Here is a 25,412-nt window from a genome sequence, read left to right as displayed (position 1 = left end):
CGGGCATCGGTCGCGGGTTGGGATGGTGCCATGCAGAAAGCGGTATCCCCACCCCCCGCCGAATCCCTGGCGCCCTTCGACCACCTGGACCACCGCTACCGCGGCGAACACCCGGTCCGCACCCTCGCGCTCCTCTTCCGCCGGGACCGGGGGCGGCTGGCTCTCGCCGTCGTCCTCTTCACCGTGAAGCACAGCCCCATATGGCTGCTGCCCCTGATCACCGCCACCGTGCTGGACGTGGTGGTCCAGCACGGCCCGGAGTCCGAGCTCTGGAAGGCCACCGGCCTCCTGCTGTTCATCCTCGTCCTCAACTACCCGCTCCACCAGTGGTACGTACGGTGTCTCGGCGGCAGCATCCGCCGCATGGGCATCACCCTTCGCTCCGCGCTCTGCCGCCGGATGCAGCAGCTGTCCGTCGGCTACCACGCCCGGGTCAGCTCCAGCGTGCTGCAGGCCAAGGTGGTCCGTGACGTGGAAGCCGTCGAGCAGATGGTGCAGCAGAGCGCCGACATGGGGCTCGGGGCCGTCGTGACGCTGGTCGGCGGTCTCGTCGTCATCGGCGTCCGGGTGCCCTCGTTCCTGCCCGTCTTCCTGGTCGTCGTCCCCGCCGCCGGGTTCCTCGTGATGAAGCTGAGGGGCAGGCTGCGCAGCCACAACGAGTCCTTCCGGCGCGAGGTGGAGCAGCTGTCGTCGCGGGTCGGCGAGATGACCACCCTCATCCCCATCACGCGCGCCCACGGCCTGGAGCGGACCGCGCTGGGGCGCGTGGACGGCTCCCTGCGGCAGGTGTTCGCCGCCGGTCTGCGCCTGGACATGCTCAACGGCCGCTTCGGCTCGCTGGCCTGGGTCCTGCTCAACACGCTCGGCGTGCTCTGCCTGACCGGGTCCGCGCTGGTGGCGTACCACGGCTGGCTGGACGTCACCGCCGGTGACGTCGTCATGCTGAGCGCCTTCTTCACCGTCCTGACCGGTTCGGTGACCACGCTGCTCGGGCTCGCCCCCATCCTCACCAAGGGCCTCGAGTCGGTGCGTTCGGCGGGTGAGGTGCTGCAGGCGCCCGACCTGGAGCACAACGCGGGCAAGGCCCAGGTGGAGCAGGTCACCGGGCGCATCGACTTCGAGGACGTCTCCTTCGCGTACGAGGACGAGCGGCCCGCCGTCGACGGGTTCACGCTCTCCGCGCGGCCCGGCGAGACGATCGCCCTGGTCGGCGCGTCGGGAGCGGGCAAGTCCACGGTCCTCAACCTGCTCATCGGGTTCATCCGGCCGACCGCCGGGCGCATCCTGCTGGACGGCACCGACATGGCCGGTCTCGATCTGCGCAGCTACCGGCGGTTCCTCTCGGTCGTGCCGCAGGAGTCGATCCTGTTCGAGGGCAGCATCCGCGACAACGTCACGTACGGGCTCGGGCACACCGACGAGGCGCGGCTGCTGAGCGCCCTGGAGGACGCCAACGCCATGGAGTTCGTCCGCCGCCTGCCCCAGGGCCTGGACACGGTGGTCGGCGAGCGCGGCGCGCGGCTGTCGGGCGGACAGAAGCAGCGGCTCGCGATCGCCCGGGCCCTGATCCGCGACCCGCGGGTCCTGGTGCTCGACGAGGCCACCTCGGCGCTGGACAACCGCTCCGAGGCGCTGGTGCAGGAGGCGCTGTCGCGGCTCGTGCACGGCCGCACCGTCTTCGTCGTCGCCCACCGCCTCTCCACCATCCAGGGCGCCGACCGCATCGTGGTCATGGAGGGCGGCCGGATCGCGGAGGTCGGTACGCACGAGGAGCTGCTGGGCCGCCATGGGGTGTACGCGGGTCTCCAGCCGGCGTTCCCGTAGCGGCGGAGGGGCCCGGGCGCTCCCGGGCCCCCGTTCACCAGTCGTGGACGGTGCCGTCCCGCAGCCGGTTGACGGGCAGATAGCTCTGCTCGTACGGGTGGGCCGCCGCGAGTTCCTCGTCCAGTTCCACACCGATGCCGGGTGCCTCGCCGGGGTGCAGGAAGCCGTCGGTGAAGGTGTACGCGTGCCGGAAGACCTCCTCGGTGAGGGCGTTGTGGCCCGCGTACTCCTGTATGCCGAAGTTGTGGACGGCGAAGCCGAGGTGGACGGCGGCGGCCATCCCGACCGGCGAGATGTCCTCCGGCCCGTGGACCGCGCTCCTGATCTGGTACTGCGCCGCGAAGTCGAAGAGCTTGCGCAGCGGGGTGACCCCGCCGAAGTGGGTGACCGCGCTGCGCACGTAGTCGATCAGCTGCTCGGTGATCAGGGTCTGGTAGTCGTACACCGTGTTGAAGACCTCGCCGAGCGCGAGGGGCGTGGTCGTGTGCCGTCGTACGAGCCGCAGGGCCTCCTGGTTCTCGGCGGGGGTGCAGTCCTCCAGCCAGAACGGGCGGTACGGCTCCAGGTCCTTGCCGAGCCGGGCCGCCTGAATGGGTGTGAGGCGGTGGTGCGCGTCGTGGAGGAGCGGTATCCCGGCGCCGAACTCCGCGCGCACCGCCTCGAACACGGCGGGGGTGTGACGCAGGTAGGCGTCCGTGTCCCAGTCCTCGACCAGGGGCCGGTTCTGCTGGTGGAGGACGCGCTCGCCCCGCTCGTCGGTGGTGTGCACGCCGTAGACGGCTCTGAGGCCGGGGATGCCCGTCTGGATGCGGACGGCGGGGTAGCCCTCGGCCAGCCGCTGCCGTACGGAGTCGAGGAGTTCGGGGATGTCGCGGCCGTCGGCGTGGCCGTAGGTGGCGAGGCGGTCCCGGGAGGCGCCGCCCAGCAGCTGGTAGAGGGGCAGCCCGGCGGCCTTCGCCTTGATGTCCCACAGGGCGACGTCGACGGCGGCGATCGCGGCCATGGTGACCGGGCCGCGCCGCCAGTACGCTCCCCGGTAGAGGTACTGCCAGGTGTCCTCGATGCGGTGCGGGTCCAGGCCGGCGAGCAGCGGCACCACGTGATCGGTGAGGTAGCTGACGACGGCGAGCTCCCGGCCGTTGAGCGTGGCGTCGCCGAGACCGGTGAGACCTTCGTAGGTCGTCAGCTTCAGCGTCACGAAGTTGCGGCCGGGGCTGGTGACGACGACCTGCGCGTCGGCGATCCTCATGGTGGCTCTCTTTCGGGCCGCGGCGGGCGCCAGCCCGTCGCCCTGACCGGGGGCCGCCCGCTGCATAGAGTGGCGTGTGTGATGGTGCGTGACGATACGGGACGGACGGGCGGGCGCCGGGCGGGCTACCCCGCGGCGGCGGTGGTCTTCGCCATCGGCATGGCCGGCACCACGCTGCCGACCCCGCTGTACGGGCTCTACCAGAAGGAGATCGGCTTCTCCGAGCTGATGGTGACCGTGGTCTTCGCCGTCTACGCGGTCGCGGTCATCTCCGTTCTCCTGGTGGCGGGCAACTACTCGGACAAGGTGGGCCGCAAGCCGGTCCTGCTGGCCGCCATGGCCCTGTCCGCCGCGAGCGCGGGCTGCTTCCTGCTGGAGGCCGGGCTGCCCCTGCTCTTCGCCGGCCGGGTGCTGTCGGGCGGTGCGGCCGGGCTGCTGAGCGGCGCGGCGACGGCGGCGGTCATCGAGCTCGCGGGCCCCGGGCAGAAGGCGCGCGCCGGATTCGCCGCGACGGCCGCGAACATGGGCGGCCTGGGCTGCGGCCCGCTGCTCTCCGGGGTGCTGGCCGAGTACACGCCCTGGCCGCTGTCCCTGCCGTTCTGGGTGCATCTGGGGCTGGTCGCCGTGGCGTGCGTCATCACGTGGCGGCTGGCGGAGACCGTGGCCGGGCCGCGGCGGTGGCCCCGGCTCGAACCGCAGGGTGTCAGGGTGCCCGCCGAGGTGCAGGGCGTGTTCGTGCCGGCCTCGCTGGCCGCCTTCGCCGGCTTCGCGCTGCTCGGCCTGTTCACGGCGGTCGCGCCCAGCTTCGCGGCCGAGACGCTGGACGTGCACAATCTGGCGGTGACGGGCGCGGTGGTGTTCTCGGTGTTCTGCGCCTCGACGGCCGGGCAGTCGCTGGCCCCGCGCATCGGGGCGCGCCGGGCGCTGCCGTTGGGCTGCGCCGTACTCATCGCCGGGCTGCTGCTGGTCGCCTCGTCGTTGCTGGCGAAGTCGCTGGTGGTGCTCGTCCTGGGCGCGGTCTGCGGGGGAATCGGGCAGGGGCTCGCCTTCCGGGCCGCGCTGACGCTGGTGAGCGAGGCGGCCCCCGCCGAGCACCGGGGCGGCACGATCTCGGCGTTCTTCGTCGTCGCCTACACGGGGATCTCCCTGCCGGTGGTGGGGGTGGGCGCGCTGGCGACCGCGGTGGGGCTGCGCGATGCCGGGCTGGTCTTCACCGGCTGCGTGATGCTGCTGGCGGCGGTGTCGGGGACGTACGCGGCTCTGCGGACGCCGTCCGGGGCGTGACGGGCTCCGCTCGTCGGCGGAGCCCGTCACGCCCCGGGCCGGTCAGCCGCACTCCTTCCCGTTGACCGTGAAGGAGTCCGGGTCGGCACCCGGCGCGCCGGTCGCCTGGAATCCGAACGAGGCGCTGCCGCCCGCCGGGACCGAGCCGTTGTGGCCGGCGTTCTTGACCGTGACCCGGGTGCCGCTCTGGGTGGCGGTCGCGTTCCACGCGTTGCTCACGCTCTCGGCGCCCTGGAAGTCGAAGACGAGCTGCCAGCCGTCCAGAGGCGTCGACCCGGTGTTCTTCACCGTCACATCGGCGGTGAAACCCGTGCCCCACGCCTGGCTGACCCGGTAGCTGACCTCACAGGCGCCCGGTTCGGGATCGGGCGTGTCCGTCGGGTCGGGCGTGTCCGTCGGGTCGGGCGTGTCCGTCGGGTCGGGCGTCGGGGAGGGGTCGGGGGTCGTCGTCGGGTCGGGGGTCGTCGTCGGGTCCGGGTCCGGCCCGGGGTCCGTGCCGTCCGGCGCGCTCCCCCACTGCGGCGCCGAGCCCTCCATGAGCACCATGTGCGGGGCGTCGACCGGCGTGCCGCCCGGAGTCGTCGCCGTCGACGGGTAGGACCAGTCGTTCGACGGGTCCCAGGCGCCGGCCGAACTGATCCGGAACTGCACCTCCTTGCGGTACGCGGACTGGCCGGCCGGCGCGATGTCCGTACCCGAGCAGTCGACCGTGGCGTAGTAGACGTCGCCCTCCAGATGCGTGGGGCCCGTCACCTCGCCGCACTGGTTGTAGTTGGTGGTGAAGCTGATGTCGTCGGGTGAGACGCCCGGCTCCAGCGTGAAGTAGTAGCGCACCGAGGCGTCGGTGAGCGCGCGGGCGGGCCACGCGGACCGGTTGATCAGGTACGCCTTGATCTCGGTGAAGTTCGCCCCGGCCGCGTTGACCGACGCCTGGACGGACATCTCCGGCCCGTCCGGCTCCTCCGGCTGCGGGAAGTCCGCGAGCGGCGACCCGCCGTACTCCGCGTAGAGCCGGGCCAGGGCCCCCGTGAAGGCGGCGTTGTAGTCGGTGGCGACCTCGTTGTTGACGTAGTTGCCGCGGTCGTCGGTGTAGGAGTCGTCGGGGGCGCTCGGGCCGCCCACCAGTGCCCCGTACAACGTGTGCCGGCTCTCCACCGGGTTGTTCATCTGGTCGGTCCACGAACCGTGGGCCGTGCGGTGGTGCGGCTTGGTCGGCGGGTTCTCGCCGAAGCCGACCACGTAGCTCGATCCGCGCGGGTTGTCACCGAGCGCGTAGTTGATCTGGCGGACCGCGAAGTCGTGGTACCGGGCCTTGCGGGTGGCGTCCCCGGTCAGCCAGTCGGAATAGCTCAGCGCGGCGAAGGCGGTGTTCGCGGCGTACCTGAGCGAACCCCAGCTGTCCAGCACGGCCTGGCCGCCGGGCGAGTAGGGCACCCGCTGCCCGTTGACACCGACCGTCCACCAGTCCAGCCAGCGGTTCGCGTCGTCGATGTACTTCTGCTTGCCCGTGAGCTGGGCGAGCAGCACATAGGCCCCGTAGGAGGTGTCGTCCCAGGAGAGCGTCCAGCGGTAGGACCGGGTGGTGGTCTGCGGCTCGGTGGAGAGGTTGTCGTAGTACGACTCGGCCTTGGCGAGGTAGGCGGCGTCGCCGGTCGCCTTGTACAGCCAGATGGCGCCCCAGACGAGTTCGTCGTTGTACCCGCTCCAGGAGTTGTAGTAGTTCTTCGCGTCGGTGATGCAGTCGCTGTACTTGCCGCGATACGTGTCGGCGAAGGTGTACAGCTGCTTCGCGTGGGTGACCAGCTTCGCCGCGTACGCGGGGTCGCTGTCGGAGAACACCATCGAGGAGGAGGCCAGGGCCGCGGCCGTCTGGCCGGCCAGGTCGCTGCCGGGGCAGGAGGCGTCGATCTTGTACGCCGGGCGCTTCATCGGCATGACCTCGGCCGGGCCCCACCACTTGTGGTCGTCGCCGCCGTTGCCGACCTGCCCGTACAGGACGTTGGGCGAGGGGTGGGCCTTCAGAAGGTAGTCGTCCACGAAGCGCAGGTTGTCGCGCAGGTACGGCAGCTGGCCCGACGCCTGGTACGCCGCCTTCTGCTCCGTACCGCCCCAGGCGAGCATGGTGGCCGAGTACGCCATGGGGAGGCCGAACTTCACATGGTCCCCGGCGTCGTACCAGCCGCCCGTCAGGTCCAGCCCCACGTCCTTGCCGTCGTCCAGGGCCGAGTCGCCGCGCCAGGAGACGCGGTTGGTGCCGGGCAGCTCGCCGGACTGCTGGGCCTCGTAGAAGAGGACGGACTTCTGCAGCGCCTCGCCGTAGTCGAAGGCGGGGGCGGCCGCCGCGCCGGCCGGCAGGGACAGCGGGAGCAGGAGGCCGGCGCCGACGGTGAGCGCCAGACCGACGGCTCCGAGCGGACCTGGTCTTCGGGACCGCCTTCGCAGGGCGGGGAGGGTGAGCGAGCGCAACGGACTTTCCCTTCGTCACGTCGGTGGGGGTGCCGGGGATGTGCGGGGTCGCGTGGGTGCCCCCGGAGCGTGGGAGCGCTCCCAAGGGCGTTGCTCATGAAGCCAGTTCGCGGGTGGCCTGTCAACGGTTGCGGCACGCCCTCTTTGACGCACGGCCATCCGTGAACACGCCATCAGCCACCCGTTCGGGTGAGCCCGCGCGCGGACGGGCCGGAACCCGCCGAGGCTGGCGTTCTGAACGCCCGCACCTGTGGCGTCGGGACCGGAGGTACGCATGAGCACGATGGACATGCCGGCGGATCTGCCGCAGGACGCGGCACGCACAGCCGCCAGGGACCGGCCGGCGGCGCCGAGGATCAGCTGGCTGACGCTCGCGCTGATGACCACGGCGTCGGTGGCGAGCCTGCGGGCCGCCCCGACGATGGCGGTCTACGGGCTGGCCTGTGTCTTCCTCTACCTCCTGCCCGCCGTCGTGTTCCTGCTGCCGACCGCGCTCGTCTCGGCGGAGCTGGCCTCGGGCTGGTCCGGCGGTGTCTACCGCTGGGTGAGCGAGGGACTGTCCAAGCCGCTCGGATTCCTCGCCGTGTGGTGCCAGTTCGCGATGACGATCTTCTACTATCCGAGTCTCCTCGCGTTCGTGGCGTCCACGATCGCGTACGTCATCGATCCCTCACTCGCGTCCAACGGCGTGTACACCGCGATCGTGATCATGGTGCTCTACTGGACCGGCGTCTGGGTCTCGTCCCGGGGGACCAAGGCCCTGGCGGGTCTGTCCTCCTGGGGACTCGTCATCGGCACCCTGGTCCCCGGCACGGTGCTGGTCGTGCTCGGCATCGTCTTCCTCGGCCAGGGGAACGGCTCCGCCGCCCCGATGACCTCCGCGCACCTGCTCCCCCAGTGGACGGGGCTCGCCAGCCTGGTGCTCATCGTCAACAACTTCCTGTCGTACTCCGGCATGGAGATGAACGCCGTACACGTCTCCTCGCTGCGCGATCCGGCGAGGGAATACCCGAAGTCGATGTTCCTGGCGATGGGTCTGGTGCTGCTGATCTTCATCCTGCCGGCGCTCGCGATCAGCTGGGTGGTGCCCGCCAGTCAGCTGAGCCTGACGGCCGGTGTGATGCAGGCGTTCGACGCGTTCTTCGCCCACTTCCACGTCGGCTGGATGACGCCGATCGCCGCGGTGATGCTGGTGTCTGCGGCGCTCGGCGGCATGCTGACGTGGCTGGCCGGGCCGTCCAAGGGGCTGCTGGAGATCTCCCGCAGCGAGGGCTATCTGCCGCCCTACCTCCAGCGGCTCAACAAGAACGGCATCCAGCAGAACATCCTGGTCACGCAGGGCATCGTCACCACCGTCATCGCGCTGCTGTACGCGCTGATCCCGAACGTGTCCAGCGTCTACTGGATCTTCTCCACCATCACGACGCAGGTGTACCTCATCGTCTACCTGCTGATGTTCGTGGCGGCCGTCCGGCTGCGGAAGACCCAGCCGGACCATCCGCGCGGCTACCGCGTCCCGGCGCTCGGTCTGCTGTGCGCGGTCGGCCTGCTGGCGTCGCTCGCGGCCCTGGCCATCGGCTTCGTGCCGCCCTCCCAGTTCGGCGGCGGCAGCGTCGGTGTGTACGTGGCCATCGTCGGCGGCGGGCTCGTCGTCCTCGGGCTCCTGATCCCGTGGCTGTTCCTGAAACTGCGCAAACCCGGCTGGCGCACGGCGCCGGCCGGTGAGGAGGCCGCGTCATGAGCCCGACCCGCTTCGCCTCCGAGCACCGCTGGCTCTACATCGGCACGATCGTCCTCCTGGTGGCGCTCGCGGTCGCCGGCGTCGTCCGCTACGAGAAGGTCAGGACGAACAACAAGGCGACGCAGAAGGCCGAGCAACTGGCCGACGCCGCCGAGTCGGCCGGCTACCCCCGGCCCGACGTGGGCGCCATCAAGCGCACCCTGGGCGACGACGGCGGCCAGGTCTGCGAGAAGCCCGGCTCCGCGCTCAAGTCCGCGCTGTGGAAGATCGACGGCATCTCCAACGGCGCCACCGGTCCGGGCAGGCGCCCCGTGATCGGGGACACCCAGGCGGTCCGGGCGGAGGCGAAGATCCTGGAGATCTACTGCCCGGACAAGCTGGACCGGATCGAGGACAAGATCGCCGACCTCAGGACCGAGAACACAGTGAGGCGCTGATGACCACCGACGAACTCGCCGGACGCATCTCCGGCCTCATGTCCCGCGCGCGGGCCGACCTGACCGAACTGGTCTCCATCCCCTCCGTCGCCGACCCCCGGCAGTATCCGGCGGAGGAATGCGTGCGCGCCGCCCAGTGGGTGGCCGACGCCTTCACCGAGGCCGGTCTGCGGGACGTCCGGCTCGTCGAGACCCCGGACGGCAGCAACGCGGTGATCGGGAACCGCCCGCCCCCGCCCGGCGCCCCGACCGTGCTGCTCTACTGCCACTACGACGTACAGCCCCCGCTGGACGACGACGCGTGGACCTCACCGCCCTTCGCGCTGACCGAGCGCGAAGGCCGCTGGTACGGGCGGGGCACGGCCGACTGCAAGGGCAACATCGTCATGCACCTCACCGCCCTGCGCGCGCTCGGCGACGACATCCCGGTCGGGCTGAGGTTCGTGGCGGAGGGTTCTGAGGAACAGGGCACCGGGGGCCTCGAAGCGTACGTGGCCGCCCATCCCGGGGAATTCGCCGCCGACGCCCTGCTGGTCTGCGACACGGGGAACGCGGCCGTCGGCACCGGCACCGCCACCACCTCACTGCGGGGCGTCGTGAACGTCGTGGTCACCGTCGACACCCTGGCCGGCGAGGTGCACTCCGGGATGTTCGGCGGACCGGCCCCCGACGCGCTGGCCGCGCTGATCCAGCTGCTGTCCACCCTGCGCGACCCGGAGACCGGGGCCACCCGGGTGCGCGGCCTGGACGCCTCGGGCACCTGGGAGGGCGCGCACTACGAGGAGGCGCAGTTCCGCGAGGACGCCGGCGTCCTCGACGGCGTGCCCCTCATCGGCACGGGCTCGGTGTCCGACCTGCTGTGGGCGCGCCCGGCCGTCACCGTGCTCGGCATCGACTGCCCGCCCGTGGTGGGCTCGTCCGCGTCGGTCCCGCCCACCGCCCGGGCCCGGGTGAGCCTGCGCATTCCGCCGGGCACGGGTGCCGAGGCCGCGGAGCGCGCGCTGACGGACCATCTGACCGGGGCCGCCCCCTGGGGCGTACGGGTCGAGGTGGAGCCGGAGCAGTCCGGCGCGCCGTTCCGCGCGGCGACGGACGGTCCGGCGTACCGGGCGCTCGGCGAGGCGATGGAGGCGGTGTACGGCAAGCCGATGACGTACCTCGGCCAGGGCGGGTCCATCCCGCTCTGCAACGTCCTCGCGGATGCCCATCCCTCGGCCGAGATCATCCTGATGGGCGTCGAAGAGCCGCGGTGCCTGATCCACGCGCCGAACGAGAGCGTCGACCCGGCGGAGATCGAGCACATGGCCCATGTGGAGGCCCTCTTCCTCCGCGCCTTCGCCCGCGCGCCGCGCTGACGAGGTGAAGGCCGGAGCGGGAACGGACCGCGAGGACGACCACGACGTCCTCGTGGGCTTCATCGACGGGCTGGCCCGGCTCCCGCTCTCGACCAGCGGCGAGGGGGCGGAGCAGGTCGAACGCTCCGTCACCTCGGCGGCCCGGGGCCTCGGCGGCACCGCCTCGGTGGCGGTGCTGCCCGACGCCGCCACGGTCACCGTGAGCTCGCACGGCCGCAGCACGGCGATCGTGGTGCGCGCCTTCCCCGAGGTCTTCCGGATGGACCGCGTGGTGGTGCTCAAGCCGCTCCTGGACGAGGTGGCGGCGGGCCGGCTGGACGCGCGGAAGGCCGGCGCCCGGCTCACCGCGATCACCCGCGCCGCTCCCCCGTACCCCTGGTGGGCGAAGCTGCTGGGCGTGGTGCTGTTCTCGGTGGGCTTCGCGCCGCTGATGCAGCCGACGTGGTACGAGGTCGGGAGCACGGCGGTCCTCGCCTCGGTCGCGGCGTGCCTGGCCGTCGCGGCGGACCGGATGCCCGGGCTGGCGAAGGTGCTGCCGCTGGTCGCGGCGGTGGCGGTCTCGCTGCTCGCCCTGGAGCTGTTCGCCCGTTCCCCCGCGCACGGCGGCCCGGTGCTGCTGATGCTTCCGGCGCTGTTCTTCTTCGTGCCCGGTGACTACCTCAGCGCGGCGGCGGCCGAGCTGGCCGCCGGGTACCTCACCACCGGCGCCGTGCGCCTGGTGTACGCGGTGGCGCTCCTGGTCCAGCTCTATGTGGGCGTGATGCTGGGTCTGGTCGTCACGGGCCGCCCGCGCCAGGACCTGTTCGACGTGGCGGCCGGACCGGACCTGCCGCGCTGGGCGCTCTTCGCGAACTGGATCGTCTTCACCGTGGGCGCCCTGCTGGCCTTCGCCGTACCCGCCCGGCTGCTGGGCGTGCTCCTGGTGCTCGTGTATCTGACGGTCGGCGTGCAGACGGGCTTCACACGGCTGCTCGGGGATCTGGGCGGCACGTTCGCGGCGGCGGTCGCGCTCGGCGCGGTCACGACCTGGCTGGCGCGCCGGCCGGGCGGCCCGCCCCGGCTGGTCCTGGTGCTGCCGGGCTTCTTCACCCTGACGGTGGGCTCGCTCGGGATGCGGGGGCTGACGGCTGTGGCGGGCGGCTACGCGATCGAGGGCTTCCGCGACCTCACGGAACTCGTCACCCTCGTGACCGCGATCGGCACCGGGCTGCTCCTGGGCGCGGTGCTGGCGCGGCGGCCGGGCGACACCTCCTGACCCCGGGGGCGCTCGGCCGGGCCTCAGATGGCCGGCGGGTCCGCGCCCTCGGCCGGGGCGGCCTCGTTCAGCGCGAACCAGGCGGTCTTCCCCTCCGGTTCGGGCCGTACGCCCCACTGGTCGGCGAGGATGTCCAGGAGGAGCAGGCCGCGGCCCGAGGAGGCGAGCTCGCCCGGGGTGCGCTGGTGGGGCAGTTCGTCGCCGCGGTCCATGACCTCGACCAGCAGCCGGCGGGTGCCGGTCTCTCCGGACAGGGTGGCGTTGAGGGTGCCGTCCTGATCGGTGTGCACGAGGACGTTGCCGAGGAGTTCGGTCGCCAGCAGCACGGCGGTGTCGATCTGGTCCGGGCGCGCCCAGTCGTGCAGCAGCGCCTTGAGCTCCGCGCGGGCCTCGGCCAGGCCCTCCCCCTGGTCCTGGCCGACGGTGAGCATCAGCCGGCGCTGGCTGAGATCGGCGCGGGCGTGGATGGCGTCGCGGCGCAGCAGCAGGAGGGCGATGTCGTCACCGTCGCGTGCGAGGGCTTCCTCCCGGGCGTCGGGGCCGGGGTCGAGGACGGCCGCCATGAGCCGGTCGGCCATGCCCTCCAGGTCGTCGGTCGGGCCGGGCGAGAACGCGTCGCGCACCCGCACCCAGCCGGTGTACATGTCGTGGCCGCCGTTCTCGATGAACCCGTCGGTGCACAGCATGAGGATCTCGCCCTCGTGCAGGCGCACGGTGTCGACGGGGTAGTCCTCCTCGCCCGGCATCAGTCCGAGCGGCAGCCCGCCGCTGACGTGTTTGAGGACACACGTGCCGTCGGGCATGCGCAGGACGGGGTGCGGATGGCCGGCGCGGGCGATGTGCAGGTCGCCGGTGGACGGGTCGGCCTCGATGTAGAGGCAGGTCGCGAAGCGGTCCTCGTCGAGGGTGGTCAGGAAGCGGGAGGCGCGTGCCAGGACCGCGTCGGGGCCGTGTCCCTCGGCCGCGTAGGCGTGCACGGCGGTACGCAGCTGGGCCATGAGGCCCGCGGCGTGCACGTCGTGTCCCTGGACGTCGCCCATCACCACGGCCATCCGGCCGTTGGGCAGGTCGATGGTGTCGTACCAGTCCCCGCCGACCATGAGGCCGCCGCCGGTCGGCACGTAGCGGGTGGCGACGCTGAGCCCGGTCAGGGCCGCGCCGGCGGTGTGCATGCTGCGGCGCAGGCCCCGGGAGAGTTCGAGTTCGGCGCGGCTGGCCCGGGCCCGTTCGAGGACCTGGGCGATCATGCGGCCGGTGACGGTGAGCAGGGCGCGCTCACTCGCCGAGAAGTCCAGGGGCGCGCGGAAGGCGGCGAGCCAGACCCCGACGACCCGGCCGGCGGTCACCAGGGGCAGGAAGGCCCACGCCTCACGGCCCTTGCGCGCGGAGAGGTTCCAGGTCGCCGGGAAGCGGCGGCGGTACTCCTGCGCGGAGCCCAGGTAGACGGCGCGCCCGGTCCTCGCCACCTCGGCGGCCGGGTAGCCGGTGTTCATGGGCATGCGGAACCCGCGGCCGGCACCGCCGGGCCGGAATCCGTACTGCCCGAGGGCGGTGAGGTTGCCCTCGGCGACGCCGAAGACGCACTGGCCGTCCAGCGGGAAGTCGGGGGCGTACAGTCCGGCGGCGAGTCTCAGGGCCTCGTCGAGGGTGTCGGCGGCGGCGACCGCGTGTCCGGCCGAAAGCAACAGGGAGTCCCGGCGTCTGGCCTCCTCCGGCGTGCCCGCGCCCCGGGTCCCGTGGTCGGGCCCCGGGGGGCGCGCCGGGTCGGGGCCCTGCGCCCGCATCCGGTTCAGCGCCTCGATCTGGTCCAGCTCGGCCTCGAACGCCTCGGTCGGTGGCTCATGCCGTTCACCACCCATCCGGCTTCCCTTCGTCCCGATGTCGTCGGCGACTGTTCGTTCCATGCTCCGACGGGAGAGCCTGGTCCGCAGGGCGAGACATCCCCGCGACGCCGTCCGGGTGTGCCGGACGGGTGGTGCGGGCCGGGCCGTCCGCGCGGGGCCTGCCGGGGTCACCGGCGGGTCGGGAAGCGCTCGGACACACGCCCGGAGCAGGACGGGGCGCGGGCTAGCGGTACGCCGGTGACCTGCGGATATCGCTGAAGTCGATGGCCCGGTCGGCCTCCCGCATGGTCTCTTCAGCCACCCGGCGCACCTCGGCCGGCACATCCCCGTGCTCCTCCACGAGACCGGCGTAGATCGGTGCGTCGGTACTGTCTGTGAAACTCACGTCGAACTGCCTCAATCGGTCGTGTCTGCCGTGGTCCGGCCGGAAACAGGGGCCGATTCTACGCAGGTCCCGAGCCGGGCCCGCACAGGGCACCGGAAGTTTGACCTCAAGTTCGCTTGAGCTTCTAACGTTCTCCCAGAACCCCGGCCGCGCCGCCGCCGGGGCCGTACCGATCCGTCCCGCCCCGGAGGCACCCGTATGAGTATGGAAGTCACCGCGTGGTCGTCGCTGCACAGCGCTGTCAACGCGCAAGCGGACCGCCGACCCTTCTCCCGGGCCACCGTGCGCCGGATCGCCTCGTTCGCCCGGCCGCGCCGCCGCCAGCTCTACCGGTTCCTGCTGCTCAGCGTGGTCACCGCGCTGCTGGCCGTGGCGACGCCGATGCTGGCGGGCCGGGTGATCGACGCGATCGTGCAGGGCAGGGAGAGCGGCACGGTCGTCCGTATCGCCCTGCTGATCGCCGTGATCGCCGTGGCGGAGGCCGGGCTCGGGCTGCTCACCCGGCTGCTGTCGGCCACGCTGGGCGAAGGACTGATCCTGGACCTGCGCAGGGCGGTCTTCGACCATGTGCAGCGGATGCCGGTCGCCTTCTTCACCCGGACCCGGACGGGGGCGCTGGTGAGCCGGCTCAACAACGACGTGATCGGTGCGCAGCGGGCGTTCAGCAACACCCTGTCGGGGGTGGTCTCCAATGTGGTGACGCTGGTGCTGACGCTCGCGGTGATGCTGACGATCTCCTGGCAGATCACGCTCCTCGCGCTCGTCCTGCTTCCGGTCTTCGTGGTGCCGGCCCGGCGGATGGGTTCGCGGATGGCGCGCATGCAGCGCGAGGCGGCGGCGCACAACGCGGCGATGAGCACGCAGATGACCGAGCGGTTCTCGGCGCCGGGTGCGACCCTGGTGAAGCTCTTCGGCCGGCCGGCCGACGAGTCCGCCGAGTTCGCGGCGCGGGCCGGCCGGGTACGTGACATCGGCATCCGGACGGCGATGGCGCAGTCCACGTTCATCACCGCGCTGACCCTGGTGTCCGCGCTGGCCCTGGCCCTCGTCTACGGACTCGGCGGCTACTACGCGCTGCGCGGCAGCCTGGAGGCGGGCGCGGTCGTGACGCTGGCACTGCTGCTCACCCGGCTCTACGCCCCGCTGACGGCGCTGGCGGGCGCCCGGGTCGAGGTGATGAGCGCGCTGGTGAGCTTCGAGCGGGTCTTCGAGATCCTGGACCTGAAGCCGTTGATCGCCGAGAAGCCGGACGCCCGTGCGGTGCCCGAGGGGCCGGTGTCGGTGGAGTTCGACGGGGTCTCCTTCGGCTACCCGTCCGCCGACAAGGTGTCGCTGGCCTCGCTGGAGGAGGTCGCGACGCTGGACTCCCGGGGCGGCACGCGGGTGCTGCACGACGTCTCGTTCCGGGCCGAGCCGGGCCGGATGGTCGCCCTGGTCGGCTCGTCGGGCGCCGGCAAGTCGACCATAGCCCAGCTGCTGCCCCGGCTGTACGACGCCGACGAGGGGGCCGTCCGGCTGAACGGCGTCGACGTGCGCGATCTCACCGCCGCGTCGATCCGTGAAACGCTCGGCATGGTCACCCAGGACGGGCATCTCTTCCACGATTCGGTGCGCGCGAACCTCCTGCTGGCCAGGCCCGGTGCCACCGAGGACGAGATCTGGGACGCGCTGCGGCGCTCCCGGCTGGACGGCCTGGTGGCGTCGCTGCCCGATGGGCTCGACACGGTCGTGGGTGAGCGCGGCTACCGGCTCTCCGGCGGGGAGCGGCAGCGGCTGACGATCGCCCGGCTCCTCCTGGCCAGGCCGCGGGTGGTCATCCTGGACGAGGCGACCGCGCACCTCGACTCCACGTCCGAGGCGGTCGTGCAGGAGGCCCTGGCCGAGGCGCTGGAAGGCCGCACCGCGGTGGTGATCGCGCACCGGCTGTCGACGGTGCGGGCCGCCGATCTGATCCTGGTCGTGGAGGAGGGCCGGGTGGTCGAACGGGGTACGCACACCGAGCTGCTGGCGGCGGGTGGCCGGTACGAGGAGCTGTACCGGACGCAGTTCGCCTCGCCGGAGTCTCCGGACGCGGCGGGCGACCGGCAGGAGCCGGTGGGGTCCGTCTGACGCGAGCGCCCCCGGTCCGTGCGGGCCGGGGGCGCTCGGAGCGGAGGGCGGTCAGTCGTTGTCGGTCTCCTGGTGGGTGACCGAGCCGTTGGACGCGTCGATGTCGAAGGTCGTCTTCTTCCAGTCCTTGGTCACGACGTCGGTCTTCCAGACCAGGGTGCCCTGGTCGTCGTCGTCCAGGTCGAGGGCGGTCACCGTCCCCTGCTGCTTCGCGGTGGCGGCCTTCGCCGCCTGCTGCGCGGTCTGCTTCGCCTGGGTGACCCGCTTGGCCGTCTTGGCCTTGTCCGAGGTGCTCTGGTCGGTGTCCTCGGACGAGCTGACGACCTTGCCGGAGACCGCGTCGATGTGGACCTTGTGCTTGGTCCCCGTCTTCGCGGCGACGGTCGCGACCCACTGCGGGGCGCCGGCCGCGGCGCTGCCCGTCGGCGAGGGGCTGCCCGTGGGCGAGGGGCTGCCGGTGGGAGAGGGGCTGCCGGTGGGAGAGGGGCTGCCCGTGGGCGAGGGGCTGGGGCTCTCGCTGTCGTCGGCCGCGTCCTTGGCGCTCATGAGCTCGAGCTCGACGAGCTTGCCGCCCTTGACCTCGCCCTCGGCCGTGGTGATGGCCTTGTCGTAGGTGACCTTGGTGGCGGAGATCAGCTCCTTGCGTTCCTTCTGGTCCTCGGTCATCTGGCCCGGCGAGGCGCTCTCGCTCCCGGTGGCGGACGGACTCTGCGTGCCCTCGGGCACGGCGCGGGCCGCCTCCGAGGTCTTCGTGCTCGCGGAGGTGCTGCCGCTGTCCTGGCCGCAGCCGGTCAGCAGGGCGGCGGCGACCACGACACAGGCGACGCCCGCGGCGCGCACGCGGTGGGCACGGAGGAATCCGGTGTTCTTGGAGGGGGAGTCACATGTCATGCCCGCATGCTTAACCGCCGTACGGCCCCGGCATGTGGAATGACCGGCCAGTGTCACCCGTTCGACCGCCATCCCGCCCCGGTGCCGCGTGTCGCCGGGGTTCGGGGGGATTTCGTGTACAGCGGGCGAAGATGCGTCGACAGTACGAATTCGCTGGTCACGCAGGTCGCGATCCGGCCGCTTTGGTGCGAGCCTGAATGCATGACCTGGGCGTCCTGGACAACACGCGGAGTGTATTCGGGGCACGGCGGCGTGCTCACCGAAGAGGTCGGGCCGCTGTCCGGTGACCTGACCATCCACACCACTTGGGCCGAGGGCACGGCACAGATCACCGTGCAGTACACCGATGCGGCCGACTGGTTCACCATGGCGGGCAGCCCCGTGCCCTGTCCGTCGGAGGAAGCGAGCCGCGCCCTGCACGCGGCCGCCGTCGAGGCGGTCCGGCGGGGCTCGGCGGCGACGGTCCCCGTACCGGAGCCCGGCCCCGAACAGGCGGCGGGCTCGGAATGACGGGTTTCGTACGGGTACGGAACCGGCCGCCGCGGCGTGCCGCGCGGAGGGTCAGGGCCTGATGCCGCTGACCACGTCGGCGGTGGCGGTGATGCCGTCCTGGATCGTGGGGGCCATGCTGGTGCCGGCGAGGAGGAATCCGAGCATTCCGCACACCAGAGCGTGCGAGAGCTTCATTCCGCCGTTGCGGAGGAATACCACCGCGAGAATCAGCAGAAGCAGCACCACTGAGATCGAAACTGCCATGGCCAACCTCCTCCGCCGCGCCCGGTGTGCGGCATTCGGCGTCAGTGTGGCGCAGCGCGCGGGCCGTCCGGGGCATCGGCGTGTCCGCCAAACGGGTAGGGATCGGGTCGGGGCCGCGGCAGCGGGGAAGAGGCAGGGATCGCGCAGGGGGCGCGGGGTGCTTCCCGCACCCCCTGCGCTGTGAAACTCAGGGCGCCGGCAGTTCCATGAGCGCTGCGACGGTGTCCCGGTGGCGTCCCGCCGTGCCGTACGCGGTGGCGTCGGCCTTGGCCCGCTTCAGGTAGAGGTGCGCGGGGTGCTCCCACGTCATCCCGATCCCGCCGTGCAACTGCACGCACTCCTCGGCGGCGTGGACCGCGACCTTCGAGCAGTACGCCTGCGCGACGGCCACGGCCAACGGCGTGTCGGGGCTGCCGGTGGCCAGCGCGTCGGCGGCGTTCCGTGCGGCGGCCCGGGCCGAGACGACCTCCAGCCAGAGCTGCGCCATACGGTGTTTGAGCGCCTGGAAGGAGCCGATGGGCCGGTTGAACTGGTGGCGCTCCCGGGTGTGTCGCACCGTCTCGGTGAGGCACCACTCGGCGAGTCCCAGCTGTTCGGATGCGAGGAGCCCCGCCCCGGCCAGCAGTCCCCGGTCCACCGCGCGCCGTCCGGCCCCGGCGTCCGCGAGGCGGGTGCCCGTGGCGCCGTCGAGCGTGACGGTGGCGAGCGGGCGGGTGAGGTCGAGCGCGACGAGCGGTTCGACGCGTACGCCTGGCGCGTTCGCGGCGACGGCGTAGAGGCCGTCGGCGGCGGGGACCAGGAGCACGTCGGCGGCGCCCGCGTCGGCGACCGGGCCGAGCGTCCCCTCCAGAAAACCGGTCACCGCCGAGGCCCGCGCCCCCGCCGAGCCGGCCGAAGCCGCCGCGAACGGCGCGGCCAGGACCGCGACCTGCCGCCCCTCGGCGAGCCCGGCCAGGAGTTCCGCGGCCGGCCCGTCCTGCGCGCCGAGCGCCAGCAGCGTCTCGGTGGCGACGACGGCGCTGGTCAGGAACGGCGCGGGGGCGACGGTGCGGCCCAGCTCCTCCAGGACGACGGCGGCCTCGCGGTGCGTGGCGCCCTGGCCGCCCAGCTCCTCGGGCACGAGGAGCCCGGCGGCGCCGATGCCGGTGGCGAGCGCCTTCCACAGCTGCGGGTCGTACGGCGTGTCGGACTCGGTGCGGGCGATCACCGACGGCGCGTCGGACCGGTCCGCGAGGAGCGAGCGGACGGCGGCGCGCAGGTCCTCCTCGGCCTCGGAGTAGAGGAGGTCGGGCGCCTGGCCGGCTTCGGTCTGTGCGGTCATCGGGAGAGGTCCTTCCAGGCGACGTCCTTGTCGTTGCGGGGCTCGGAGGGCAGACCGAGCACCCGCTCGGCGACGATGTTGAGCAGTACCTCGCTCGTACCGCCCTCGATGGAGTTGCCCTTGGAGCGGAGGTAGCGGTATCCGGCGTCGCGTCCGGTGAAGTCGACCAGTTCGGGCCGCCGCATGGTCCAGTCGCCGTACAGCAGGCCCTCGTCACCGAGGAGTTCCACTTCGAGGCCGCTGATCTCCTGGTTGAGCCGGGCGAAGGCGAGCTTCATCGCGGAGCCTTCGGGGCCCGGCTGGCCCGCGACGAGCTGCTGGCGCAGCCGCTCGCCGGTGAGCCGGGCGACCTCCGCCTCGACCCAGAGGGTGAGCAGGCGCTGGTGCAGGTCGTGGGTGCGCAGCTCGGGCCGTTCGCGCCAGGTCCTGGCGACCGGGCCGATCATGCCGCCCTCGCGGGGGATGCGGGAGCCGCCGATGGAGACGCGCTCGTTCATGAGGGTGGTCTGGGCGACCTTCCAGCCCTCGCCGACGGGTCCGAGCCGGTGGCTGTCGGGGATGCGCACTCCGGTGAGGAAGACCTCGTTGAACTCTGCCTCGCCGGTGATCTGGCGGAGCGGCCGGACCTCGACGCCGGGGTCGGTCATGTCGCAGATGAAGTAGCTGATGCCGCGGTGCTTGGGCAGGTCCGGATCGGTGCGGGCGATGAGGATGGCCCAGCGCGCCAGGTGTGCGCTGGAGGTCCACACCTTCTGCCCGTCCACCACCCACTCCTCGCCGTCGCGCACCGCGCGCGTACCGAGGGCGGCGAGGTCCGAGCCCGCCCCCGGTTCGCTGAAGAGCTGGCACCAGACCTCCTCGCCCACCCACAGGGGGCGCAGGAACCGCTTCTTCTGCTCGTCGGTGCCGAAGCCGAGGATGGTCGGGGCCGCCATGCCGAGGCCGATGCCGATGCGGCGCGGGTCGTTGTCGGGGGCGTTCGCGGCGGCGAGTTCGGCGTCGACCACGGGCTGGAGGGAGCGCGGGGCGTCCAGGCCGCCGAGTCCGGCCGGGTAGTGGACCCAGGCGAGTCCGGCGTCGAAGCGCGCCTTGAGGAAGGCGGTGCGCTCGGTGGTCGCCGGGGGGTGCGCGGCGAGCAGTTCGCGGGTGCGCCGGCGCAGTTCGGCGGCGTCGGGTGCGGTCATCGGGCGGCTCCTGACGGAAGGACGGCGATGCGGCCGGTGCTGGTGCCGTCGGCGACGCGCTGGACGGCGGCCGCCGCCTCGTCCATCGCGACCCGCTCGCTGATCAGCGGCTTGATGACGCCTTCGGCTGCGAGCCGGGTCAGCTCCCGGTGGCAGTCGCGCACGGCCTGCGGGTCCTTGGTGTTGTAGAGGCCCCAGTGGAGGCCGAGGACGGAGTAGTTCTTCACGAGGGGGTGGTTGAGCCCCGGGGAGGGGATCGTTCCGGAGGCGAAGCCGACGACGACGACGCGCCCCTCGAAGGCGATGCACTTCACGGACTTGGCGTAGGCGTCCCCGCCGACCGGATCGTAGACGACGTCGGCGCCCCGGCCGCCGGTGAACTCCTTGACCGCCGCGACGACGTCCTCGCTTCGCCGGTCGATGACCAGGTCGCAGCCGAGTGCGGCGGCGGTCTTCGCCTTCTCCGGTCCGCCGACGACGCCGATGACGGTGGCGCCGGCGGCCTTGCCGAGCTGGACGGCGGCGCTGCCGACCCCGCCGGCCGCGGCGTGCACGAGCAGGGTCTCCCCCGCCTGCAGCCGGGCGCGCCGGTGGAGCCCGAACCAACCGGTCTGGTAGCCGATGTGCAGGGCCGCGGCCTCCGCGTCGTCCAGGGATTCCGGGGCCGCCAGCAGGGCCGTCTCGTCGGCCACGGCGTACTGGGCGAAACCGCCGTGCGGCAGGGCGGGGGTCGCGAGCACCCGGCGCCCGTCCTCGGTGCGGCCGCAGATCTCGACGCCCGGGGTGAACGGCAGCGGGGCCCTTACCTGGTACTCGCCCCGGCAGAGCAGCGCGTCGGGGAAGTTGATGTTCGCCGCGAGCACCTCGACGAGCACCTGCCCGTCGCCGGGCACCGGCCGGTCCGTCTCCTCCAGCCGCATCACCTCGCTCGGCTCACCGTTCCGGTGCACTCGCCATGCCTGCATGAGGGGCCTCCACAACACTGTCGGCATTACCACTGCTCCGGCGCATACTAAGCGGTCGCTTGCCTCTGTGGGAACAGTCGCGGGCCAACGGGGCCGGACACGGCCGTGCGCCCGGCCCCGTCCTCGCCGAACGCGGGGCACCGGGCGCACGGCCGTACGCGAGGGCCACTCGCCCACCACCACCTCGGCGGCCTGCGGAGCGGCCGAGCCGCACCGCGTGGGCGGTGCGCCCCGGCGCGCACCTGCGGCTCCACGGCCTGCCGCCTCCTGCCGGGCTACCGCGCGAAGAGCTCGAACGGCACGGCCGGGCGCCCGCCGAAGCGCTCGGCGGCGGCCTCGGCGTTACCGGTGAGGAAGGTGCGGCAGTACACCTCCGGGTCCTCGTCGGTGAGGACTTCGAGGTACGTGCGGTGGGCCAGGAGGGACTGCACCGAGCGCTCCAGGCCGGCGGTCGCGTCCACCGCGTGGGTCGGCGTGGACGATCCGGCCACGGCCACCCAGCGCACGCCGTCCCACGGTTCGAGGCCACGCTCCCTCAGCTCCGGGAAGATCCAGCGGTTGCCCGCGTCGGCCGCCGCGTCGAGCGTGGCGCGGCCGACGGCGCGGTGGTCGGGCGTGTTCCACGCGACACCGCCCCAGGTGTCACGGTGGTTGAGCGTGATCAGCAGCTCGGGACGGTACCGGCGGATGGCCGCGGCGATGTCCCGGCGGAGCGGGATTCCGTACTCGATCACCCCGTCGCGATGATCCAGGAACTCGACGCGGGAGACGCCGACGGCCGCCGCGCTCGCACGCTGCTCCCGCTCGCGCAGCGGCCCGCACTCCTGCGGTCCGAGGGTGTCGATCCCGGCCTCGCCCCTGGTCGCGAGGAGATACGTGACCTCGCGTCCGGCATCGGTCCAGCCGGCCACCGCCGCCGCGCAGCCGTACTCCAGGTCGTCGGGGTGTGCGACCACGGCGAGCGCGCGCCGCCAGTCCTCGGGCATGGGCTTCAGCTGCTCGGTCATGTCCGCAGGCTAACCGGCAAGGCGGGGGTGAGACCCGTGACACGACGCGTTAAATACCCAGGGGGGTATCCTTGGCCGTCCGGGGCAGGAGAGAGCGAGATCTGCCCCGTACCCCGGTGAACGAAAGGAACACAGCTCGTGACCAGCCCCGTATCCCTCTCCCCCGCCCAGGCGGCCGCCCGGCTCACGGAGTTCACCGTGATCGACGTACGCGCACCCGGTGAGTTCGCGGCGGGGCACGTGCCGGGGGCGGTGAACATACCGCTCGACCGGCTGGACGAGGCGCTGCCCGCGCTCAAGTCCGCGTCCGCCCGCGGCGCGCTGCTCATGGTGTGCGCTTCGGGCAACCGCTCGACGCGCGCCTGCGACCTCCTGGCGGAGGCCGACATCGAGGCGGCGACGCTCACCGGCGGCACCTCCGCCTGGGAGAGCGAGGGCCACGGCCTGGAGCGCCCGGTGGGCGCGCGGGCCACCTGGCCGATGGAGCGCCAGGTCCGGCTGGCGGCCGGCTCGCTCGTGGTGGCCGGGCTGCTGGCGGGCGTCCGGTACCCCGCCGCGCGCTGGCTGTCCGCCGGTGTGGGCTCCGGTCTCGTCTTCTCGGCCGTCACCAACACCTGCGGGATGGCGGCGGTCCTGTCGAAGCTCCCGCACAACCGCGCGCCGCGCTCGGCGGCGAGCCTGGAGGCGACGCTGAACGCCCTCCAGGGCTGAGCCACCGCGGGGCCGGCCCGGCGCGGCCGGCCCCGCGCGCTGTGTGTCAGACCTCGTCGCGGACCAGCGCGAGCAGCCGGTCCAGCACCCGGGGCCCGCCCGCGCGCAGCCCGTCGTGCTCGAACTCGTCGGTCACCCAGGTGCGCAGCCCGCGGATCGCGGCGGCGGTGCGCAGCGCGTGGGCGGTGTCCACGTACATGTCGTCGTGGTACACGGCGGCGGCCACCGGGACCTCGTTGGCGGCCAGGCGCTCGGGGTCGTACAGCGGCTCCCAGTCGGCGCGGGCGGCGAGGAGCGCGGCCGTCTCGCGCAGCGGGCGCAGTGCGGGGTCCACCTCGAAGTGCCAGGGGTGGATGGACTCGCCCGTGAACAGGACCGGCCCGTCGCCCGCGAGGGCCGTAGCGGCGTCGAACTGCGGGAACTCGGCGCGGACCCGCTCGGCGGCCCAGTCCGTGGGGCGCCCGCCCTGGCCGTAGATGGCCTCGTGCATGAGGGCGTACAGCGGGTGTCCGGCGAAGGAGGTCGCCGCGCGCACGGCCTCCTGGAAGGTGTCGGAGAGCTCCGTGCCGTGCGGGGTGCGGACGAAGGCGTTCTCCAGGAGGTAGTGCAGCTGGTGGCTGCCGCTGCCGCCGCCGAGCATGATGCCGAGGGACTGGAAGCTCTCGGGCGTCAGCCGGTGCCCGGCGCTCTCAAGACGGTGCTCCGCGAGGTGAGCGGTGATCTCCCGGGCGCGTTCGACGTCCTGCGGGTAGCGGGCGTAGTGTGCGGCGACCTTCCGTTCGATGCGGGGGTACGCGGCCCGGTAGACGTCGTCCGCGTGGGCGTCGAGGGAGGGCAGACCGCCGGTGATCAGGACGGTGTGCAGCCCCTCCGGCGCGGACGAGAGGTAGCGGACGGCGCAGAAGCCGCCGAACGACTGGCCGAGAACGGTCCAGGGCGCGCCGCCGGTCAGCTGGGGGCGGATGAACTCGCAGTCCCGCACGATGCTGTCCGCGCGGAAGTGCGCGAGGTAGTCGGCCTGCTCGCGCGGTCCGCCCCGGAGCGGGAGGGTCTGCCGGTTGGCCGGGGAGGACAGACCGGTGCCGCGCTGGTCGAGCAGGAGCACCCGGAATTCCCGCACCGCCCGCCCGAGCCACGCCTCGGCCCCGGTGAAGCGCCGGGCGCCGAAGCCGGGACCGCCCTCCAGGTACAGCAGCCAGGGCAGCTCCTGTCCGGCCTTGGACGCGGCCACGATCTCCCGGCCGAAGACCTCGATCTGTTCACCGCCCGGGTCCGCGTGGTCGAGCGGGACGGTGAAGCGGTGGTCGGTGAGGACGAGGCCGGGCTGCCGGTAGCTGTTCAAGGGTGCTCCTGGATCGGATGGTTCCCGGACAGTTCAGCACACCGGTGTGCCCCGGACGGTCGCGGCCCGTGTGCGGCCGGGGCGCCGTGCTCCTTACCGTGCTCTCATGATCCGGTTCGAGCAGGTCGGCAAGGTCTATCCGGACGGCACGACCGCGGTCGACGCGCTGTCCTTCGAGGTCGCCGAGGGAGAACTGGTCACCCTGGTCGGCCCTTCGGGCTGCGGCAAGACGACCACCATGATGATGGTGAACCGGCTGATCGAACCGACCTCGGGCCGCATCCTGGTGGACGGCCAGGACATCGCGCGGACCGACCCGGTGAAGCTGAGGCGGGGCATCGGCTACGTCATCCAGCAGGTGGGGCTCTTCCCGCACCGTACGGTCCTCGACAACACGGCGACCGTGCCGGCGCTCGTGGGCTGGAAGCGGTCGAAGGCCCGGGAGCGGGCGGCCGAGCTGCTGGACGTGGTGGGCCTGGACCCGTCGGTGTACGGCTCCCGCTACCCCGCGCAGCTCTCCGGCGGCCAGCGCCAGCGCGTCGGTGTGGCGCGGGCGCTCGCGGCCGACCCGCCGGTGCTCCTGATGGACGAGCCGTTCGGCGCGGTGGACCCCGTGGTGCGCGAGCGGTTGCAGAACGAGTTCCTGAAGCTCCAGTCGAGGGTGAGGAAGACCGTCCTGATGGTCACGCACGACATCGAGGAGGCCGTCCGGATGGGTGACCGGATCGCGGTGTACGGGCAGGGGCGCATCGAGCAGTTCGACACGCCGGCCGCGGTGCTCGGCTCGCCCGCGACCCCGTATGTGGCGGAGTTCGTCGGCGCGGACCGGGGGCTGAAGCGGCTGTCGGTCACCGCGATCGAGCCGGACGACCTGGAGCAGCCGCCGCTGGCCCGCCTCGACGAGCGGGCGGGGGTGGCGGCGGCCCGGCTGGGCGCGGCCGGGGCGCGCTGGGCGGTCGTGCTGAACGAGGCGGGCGAGCTGCACGGCTGGGTGTCGGCGGACGCGCTGCGGATCGCCGGGGACCAGGGCACGGTGGGCGAACTGGCCCGCCGGATGGACGCGTGGGTGCCGGTGGGCGCGCCGCTGAAGCGGGCGTTCAGCGAGATGCTTCAGCGGGACGCGGGGTGGATCGCGGTGCTGGACGGGGCGCGCTTTCTCGGGGTGCTGACTCCGGCCAAGCTCCATGAGGCGCTGCGGCGGTCGGTGGACGCCGAGGCGCAGGGCGTGGGGCGCGACGAGGTGCGGTTCGACTCGGTGTCGGACGCCTGAGGGGCGCGGCCGGCGT

Annotated in this window: 21 protein-coding genes; 10 read left to right on the top strand and 11 right to left on the bottom strand. The window is 72.7% G+C overall.

Features of this window, described 5'->3' with window-relative positions; genetic code table 11:
- Positions 1–30 precede the first annotated feature (30 nt).
- Positions 31–1,824: an ABC transporter ATP-binding protein gene (locus FKN01_RS05470; RefSeq protein WP_143616971.1), complete on the top strand. Its 1,794-nt coding sequence runs from the start codon at positions 31–33 to the stop codon at positions 1,822–1,824.
- 34 nt (positions 1,825–1,858) lie between these two features.
- On the opposite strand, the gene manD is transcribed toward FKN01_RS05470, so the two are convergent.
- Entirely contained in the window at positions 1,859–3,073 is a 1,215-nt protein-coding gene (gene manD, locus FKN01_RS05465) for a D-mannonate dehydratase ManD (protein ID WP_143616969.1), read from the bottom strand.
- Between the two features lie 81 nt (positions 3,074–3,154).
- On the opposite strand from manD, the gene FKN01_RS05460 reads away from it, so the two are divergent.
- On the top strand, positions 3,155–4,357 hold the full coding sequence (locus FKN01_RS05460; RefSeq protein ID WP_143616967.1) for an MFS transporter: 1,203 nt from the start codon (positions 3,155–3,157) through the stop codon (positions 4,355–4,357).
- A 42-nt stretch (positions 4,358–4,399) separates the two neighbouring features.
- On the opposite strand, the gene FKN01_RS05455 is transcribed toward FKN01_RS05460, so the two are convergent.
- Complete coding sequence (locus tag FKN01_RS05455) at positions 4,400–6,823, bottom strand: glycoside hydrolase family 9 protein (RefSeq protein ID WP_143616965.1); 2,424 nt, start codon at positions 6,821–6,823, stop codon at positions 4,400–4,402.
- A gap of 274 nt (positions 6,824–7,097) precedes the next feature.
- Between FKN01_RS05455 and FKN01_RS05450 the strand changes: the two genes are divergently transcribed.
- Genes FKN01_RS05450 through FKN01_RS05435 form a run of 4 tightly spaced genes read left to right on the top strand, consistent with a single transcriptional unit; the run spans position 7,098 to position 11,611 of the window.
- A complete protein-coding gene (locus FKN01_RS05450; protein ID WP_143616963.1) occupies positions 7,098–8,564 on the top strand; it encodes an APC family permease in 1,467 nt (488 codons plus the stop codon).
- Positions 8,561–9,001 (top strand): hypothetical protein, encoded by a 441-nt coding sequence (locus FKN01_RS05445; protein WP_143616961.1) that lies wholly within the window; start codon positions 8,561–8,563, stop codon positions 8,999–9,001. The genes FKN01_RS05450 and FKN01_RS05445 overlap by 4 nt, the downstream gene beginning before the upstream one ends.
- On the top strand, positions 9,001–10,356 hold the full coding sequence (locus FKN01_RS05440) for a dipeptidase (RefSeq protein WP_143616959.1): 1,356 nt from the start codon (positions 9,001–9,003) through the stop codon (positions 10,354–10,356). The genes FKN01_RS05445 and FKN01_RS05440 overlap by 1 nt, the downstream gene beginning before the upstream one ends.
- A 4-nt stretch (positions 10,357–10,360) precedes the next feature.
- Entirely contained in the window at positions 10,361–11,611 is a 1,251-nt protein-coding gene (locus FKN01_RS05435; RefSeq protein ID WP_260696780.1) for a threonine/serine exporter ThrE family protein, read from the top strand.
- Between the two features lie 23 nt (positions 11,612–11,634).
- Here FKN01_RS05435 and FKN01_RS05430 read toward each other — a convergent pair whose 3' ends face one another.
- On the bottom strand, positions 11,635–13,470 hold the full coding sequence (locus tag FKN01_RS05430; protein ID WP_143617215.1) for a SpoIIE family protein phosphatase: 1,836 nt from the start codon (positions 13,468–13,470) through the stop codon (positions 11,635–11,637).
- A 208-nt stretch (positions 13,471–13,678) separates the two neighbouring features.
- Positions 13,679–13,840, bottom strand: a complete 162-nt coding sequence (locus FKN01_RS32455) for a hypothetical protein (RefSeq protein WP_164402861.1) — start codon at positions 13,838–13,840, stop codon at positions 13,679–13,681.
- 198 nt (positions 13,841–14,038) lie between these two features.
- Between FKN01_RS32455 and FKN01_RS05425 the strand changes: the two genes are divergently transcribed.
- On the top strand, positions 14,039–15,949 hold the full coding sequence (locus FKN01_RS05425; RefSeq protein WP_143616955.1) for an ABC transporter ATP-binding protein: 1,911 nt from the start codon (positions 14,039–14,041) through the stop codon (positions 15,947–15,949).
- Between the two features lie 51 nt (positions 15,950–16,000).
- On the opposite strand, the gene FKN01_RS05420 is transcribed toward FKN01_RS05425, so the two are convergent.
- Positions 16,001–16,840 (bottom strand): PepSY domain-containing protein, encoded by an 840-nt coding sequence (locus FKN01_RS05420; protein WP_143616953.1) that lies wholly within the window; start codon positions 16,838–16,840, stop codon positions 16,001–16,003.
- A 201-nt stretch (positions 16,841–17,041) separates the two neighbouring features.
- On the opposite strand from FKN01_RS05420, the gene FKN01_RS05415 reads away from it, so the two are divergent.
- Entirely contained in the window at positions 17,042–17,350 is a 309-nt protein-coding gene (locus tag FKN01_RS05415; RefSeq protein ID WP_143616951.1) for a hypothetical protein, read from the top strand.
- 51 nt (positions 17,351–17,401) lie between these two features.
- Here FKN01_RS05415 and FKN01_RS05410 read toward each other — a convergent pair whose 3' ends face one another.
- From FKN01_RS05410 to FKN01_RS05390, 5 genes are all read right to left on the bottom strand, one after another.
- Positions 17,402–17,596 (bottom strand): hypothetical protein, encoded by a 195-nt coding sequence (locus tag FKN01_RS05410; RefSeq protein ID WP_143616949.1) that lies wholly within the window; start codon positions 17,594–17,596, stop codon positions 17,402–17,404.
- A 187-nt stretch (positions 17,597–17,783) separates the two neighbouring features.
- The gene (locus tag FKN01_RS05405; RefSeq protein WP_143616947.1) at positions 17,784–18,917 is read right to left on the bottom strand and encodes an acyl-CoA dehydrogenase family protein; all 1,134 of its coding nucleotides are present in this window, start codon (positions 18,915–18,917) and stop codon (positions 17,784–17,786) included.
- Positions 18,914–20,101: an acyl-CoA dehydrogenase family protein gene (locus tag FKN01_RS05400; RefSeq protein ID WP_143616945.1), complete on the bottom strand. Its 1,188-nt coding sequence runs from the start codon at positions 20,099–20,101 to the stop codon at positions 18,914–18,916. Before FKN01_RS05400 ends, FKN01_RS05405 begins: the two co-directional genes overlap by 4 nt.
- Positions 20,098–21,066: an NADPH:quinone oxidoreductase family protein gene (locus FKN01_RS05395; protein WP_143616943.1), complete on the bottom strand. Its 969-nt coding sequence runs from the start codon at positions 21,064–21,066 to the stop codon at positions 20,098–20,100. The genes FKN01_RS05400 and FKN01_RS05395 overlap by 4 nt, the downstream gene beginning before the upstream one ends.
- 275 nt (positions 21,067–21,341) lie before the next feature.
- The gene (locus tag FKN01_RS05390) at positions 21,342–22,073 is read right to left on the bottom strand and encodes a PIG-L deacetylase family protein (protein ID WP_143616941.1); all 732 of its coding nucleotides are present in this window, start codon (positions 22,071–22,073) and stop codon (positions 21,342–21,344) included.
- A gap of 138 nt (positions 22,074–22,211) precedes the next feature.
- Here FKN01_RS05390 and FKN01_RS05385 point away from each other — a divergent pair, with 138 nt between their 5' ends.
- The gene (locus FKN01_RS05385; RefSeq protein WP_143616939.1) at positions 22,212–22,784 is read left to right on the top strand and encodes a rhodanese-like domain-containing protein; all 573 of its coding nucleotides are present in this window, start codon (positions 22,212–22,214) and stop codon (positions 22,782–22,784) included.
- A 46-nt stretch (positions 22,785–22,830) separates the two neighbouring features.
- Here FKN01_RS05385 and FKN01_RS05380 read toward each other — a convergent pair whose 3' ends face one another.
- Positions 22,831–24,126, bottom strand: a complete 1,296-nt coding sequence (locus FKN01_RS05380; RefSeq protein WP_143616937.1) for an alpha/beta fold hydrolase — start codon at positions 24,124–24,126, stop codon at positions 22,831–22,833.
- 106 nt (positions 24,127–24,232) lie between these two features.
- On the opposite strand from FKN01_RS05380, the gene FKN01_RS05375 reads away from it, so the two are divergent.
- A complete protein-coding gene (locus FKN01_RS05375) occupies positions 24,233–25,396 on the top strand; it encodes an ABC transporter ATP-binding protein (RefSeq protein ID WP_143616934.1) in 1,164 nt (387 codons plus the stop codon).
- Positions 25,397–25,412: the final 16 nt, after the last annotated feature.

It is taken from the genome of Streptomyces sp. 130, assembly GCF_007096885.1.
Classification (GTDB): Bacteria; Actinomycetota; Actinomycetes; order Streptomycetales; family Streptomycetaceae; genus Streptomyces.
Note: the sequence above shows the minus strand (reverse complement) of the source record. Positions and strands in the feature narration are given on the sequence as shown.

Coding starts and splice junctions, on each gene's coding strand:
- FKN01_RS05470 (WP_143616971.1), top strand. CDS start 31: ATGCAGAAAGCGGTATCCCCACCCCCCGCCGAATCCCTGGCGCCCTTC.
- manD (WP_143616969.1), bottom strand. CDS start 3,073: ATGAGGATCGCCGACGCGCAGGTCGTCGTCACCAGCCCCGGCCGCAAC.
- FKN01_RS05460 (WP_143616967.1), top strand. CDS start 3,155: ATGGTGCGTGACGATACGGGACGGACGGGCGGGCGCCGGGCGGGCTAC.
- FKN01_RS05450 (WP_143616963.1), top strand. CDS start 7,098: ATGAGCACGATGGACATGCCGGCGGATCTGCCGCAGGACGCGGCACGC.
- FKN01_RS05445 (WP_143616961.1), top strand. CDS start 8,561: ATGAGCCCGACCCGCTTCGCCTCCGAGCACCGCTGGCTCTACATCGGC.
- FKN01_RS05440 (WP_143616959.1), top strand. CDS start 9,001: ATGACCACCGACGAACTCGCCGGACGCATCTCCGGCCTCATGTCCCGC.
- FKN01_RS05430 (WP_143617215.1), bottom strand. CDS start 13,470: ATGGGTGGTGAACGGCATGAGCCACCGACCGAGGCGTTCGAGGCCGAG.
- FKN01_RS05425 (WP_143616955.1), top strand. CDS start 14,039: ATGAGTATGGAAGTCACCGCGTGGTCGTCGCTGCACAGCGCTGTCAAC.
- FKN01_RS05420 (WP_143616953.1), bottom strand. CDS start 16,840: ATGACATGTGACTCCCCCTCCAAGAACACCGGATTCCTCCGTGCCCAC.
- FKN01_RS05415 (WP_143616951.1), top strand. CDS start 17,042: ATGACCTGGGCGTCCTGGACAACACGCGGAGTGTATTCGGGGCACGGC.
- FKN01_RS05410 (WP_143616949.1), bottom strand. CDS start 17,596: ATGGCAGTTTCGATCTCAGTGGTGCTGCTTCTGCTGATTCTCGCGGTG.
- FKN01_RS05405 (WP_143616947.1), bottom strand. CDS start 18,917: ATGACCGCACAGACCGAAGCCGGCCAGGCGCCCGACCTCCTCTACTCC.
- FKN01_RS05400 (WP_143616945.1), bottom strand. CDS start 20,101: ATGACCGCACCCGACGCCGCCGAACTGCGCCGGCGCACCCGCGAACTG.
- FKN01_RS05395 (WP_143616943.1), bottom strand. CDS start 21,066: ATGCAGGCATGGCGAGTGCACCGGAACGGTGAGCCGAGCGAGGTGATG.
- FKN01_RS05390 (WP_143616941.1), bottom strand. CDS start 22,073: ATGACCGAGCAGCTGAAGCCCATGCCCGAGGACTGGCGGCGCGCGCTC.
- FKN01_RS05375 (WP_143616934.1), top strand. CDS start 24,233: ATGATCCGGTTCGAGCAGGTCGGCAAGGTCTATCCGGACGGCACGACC.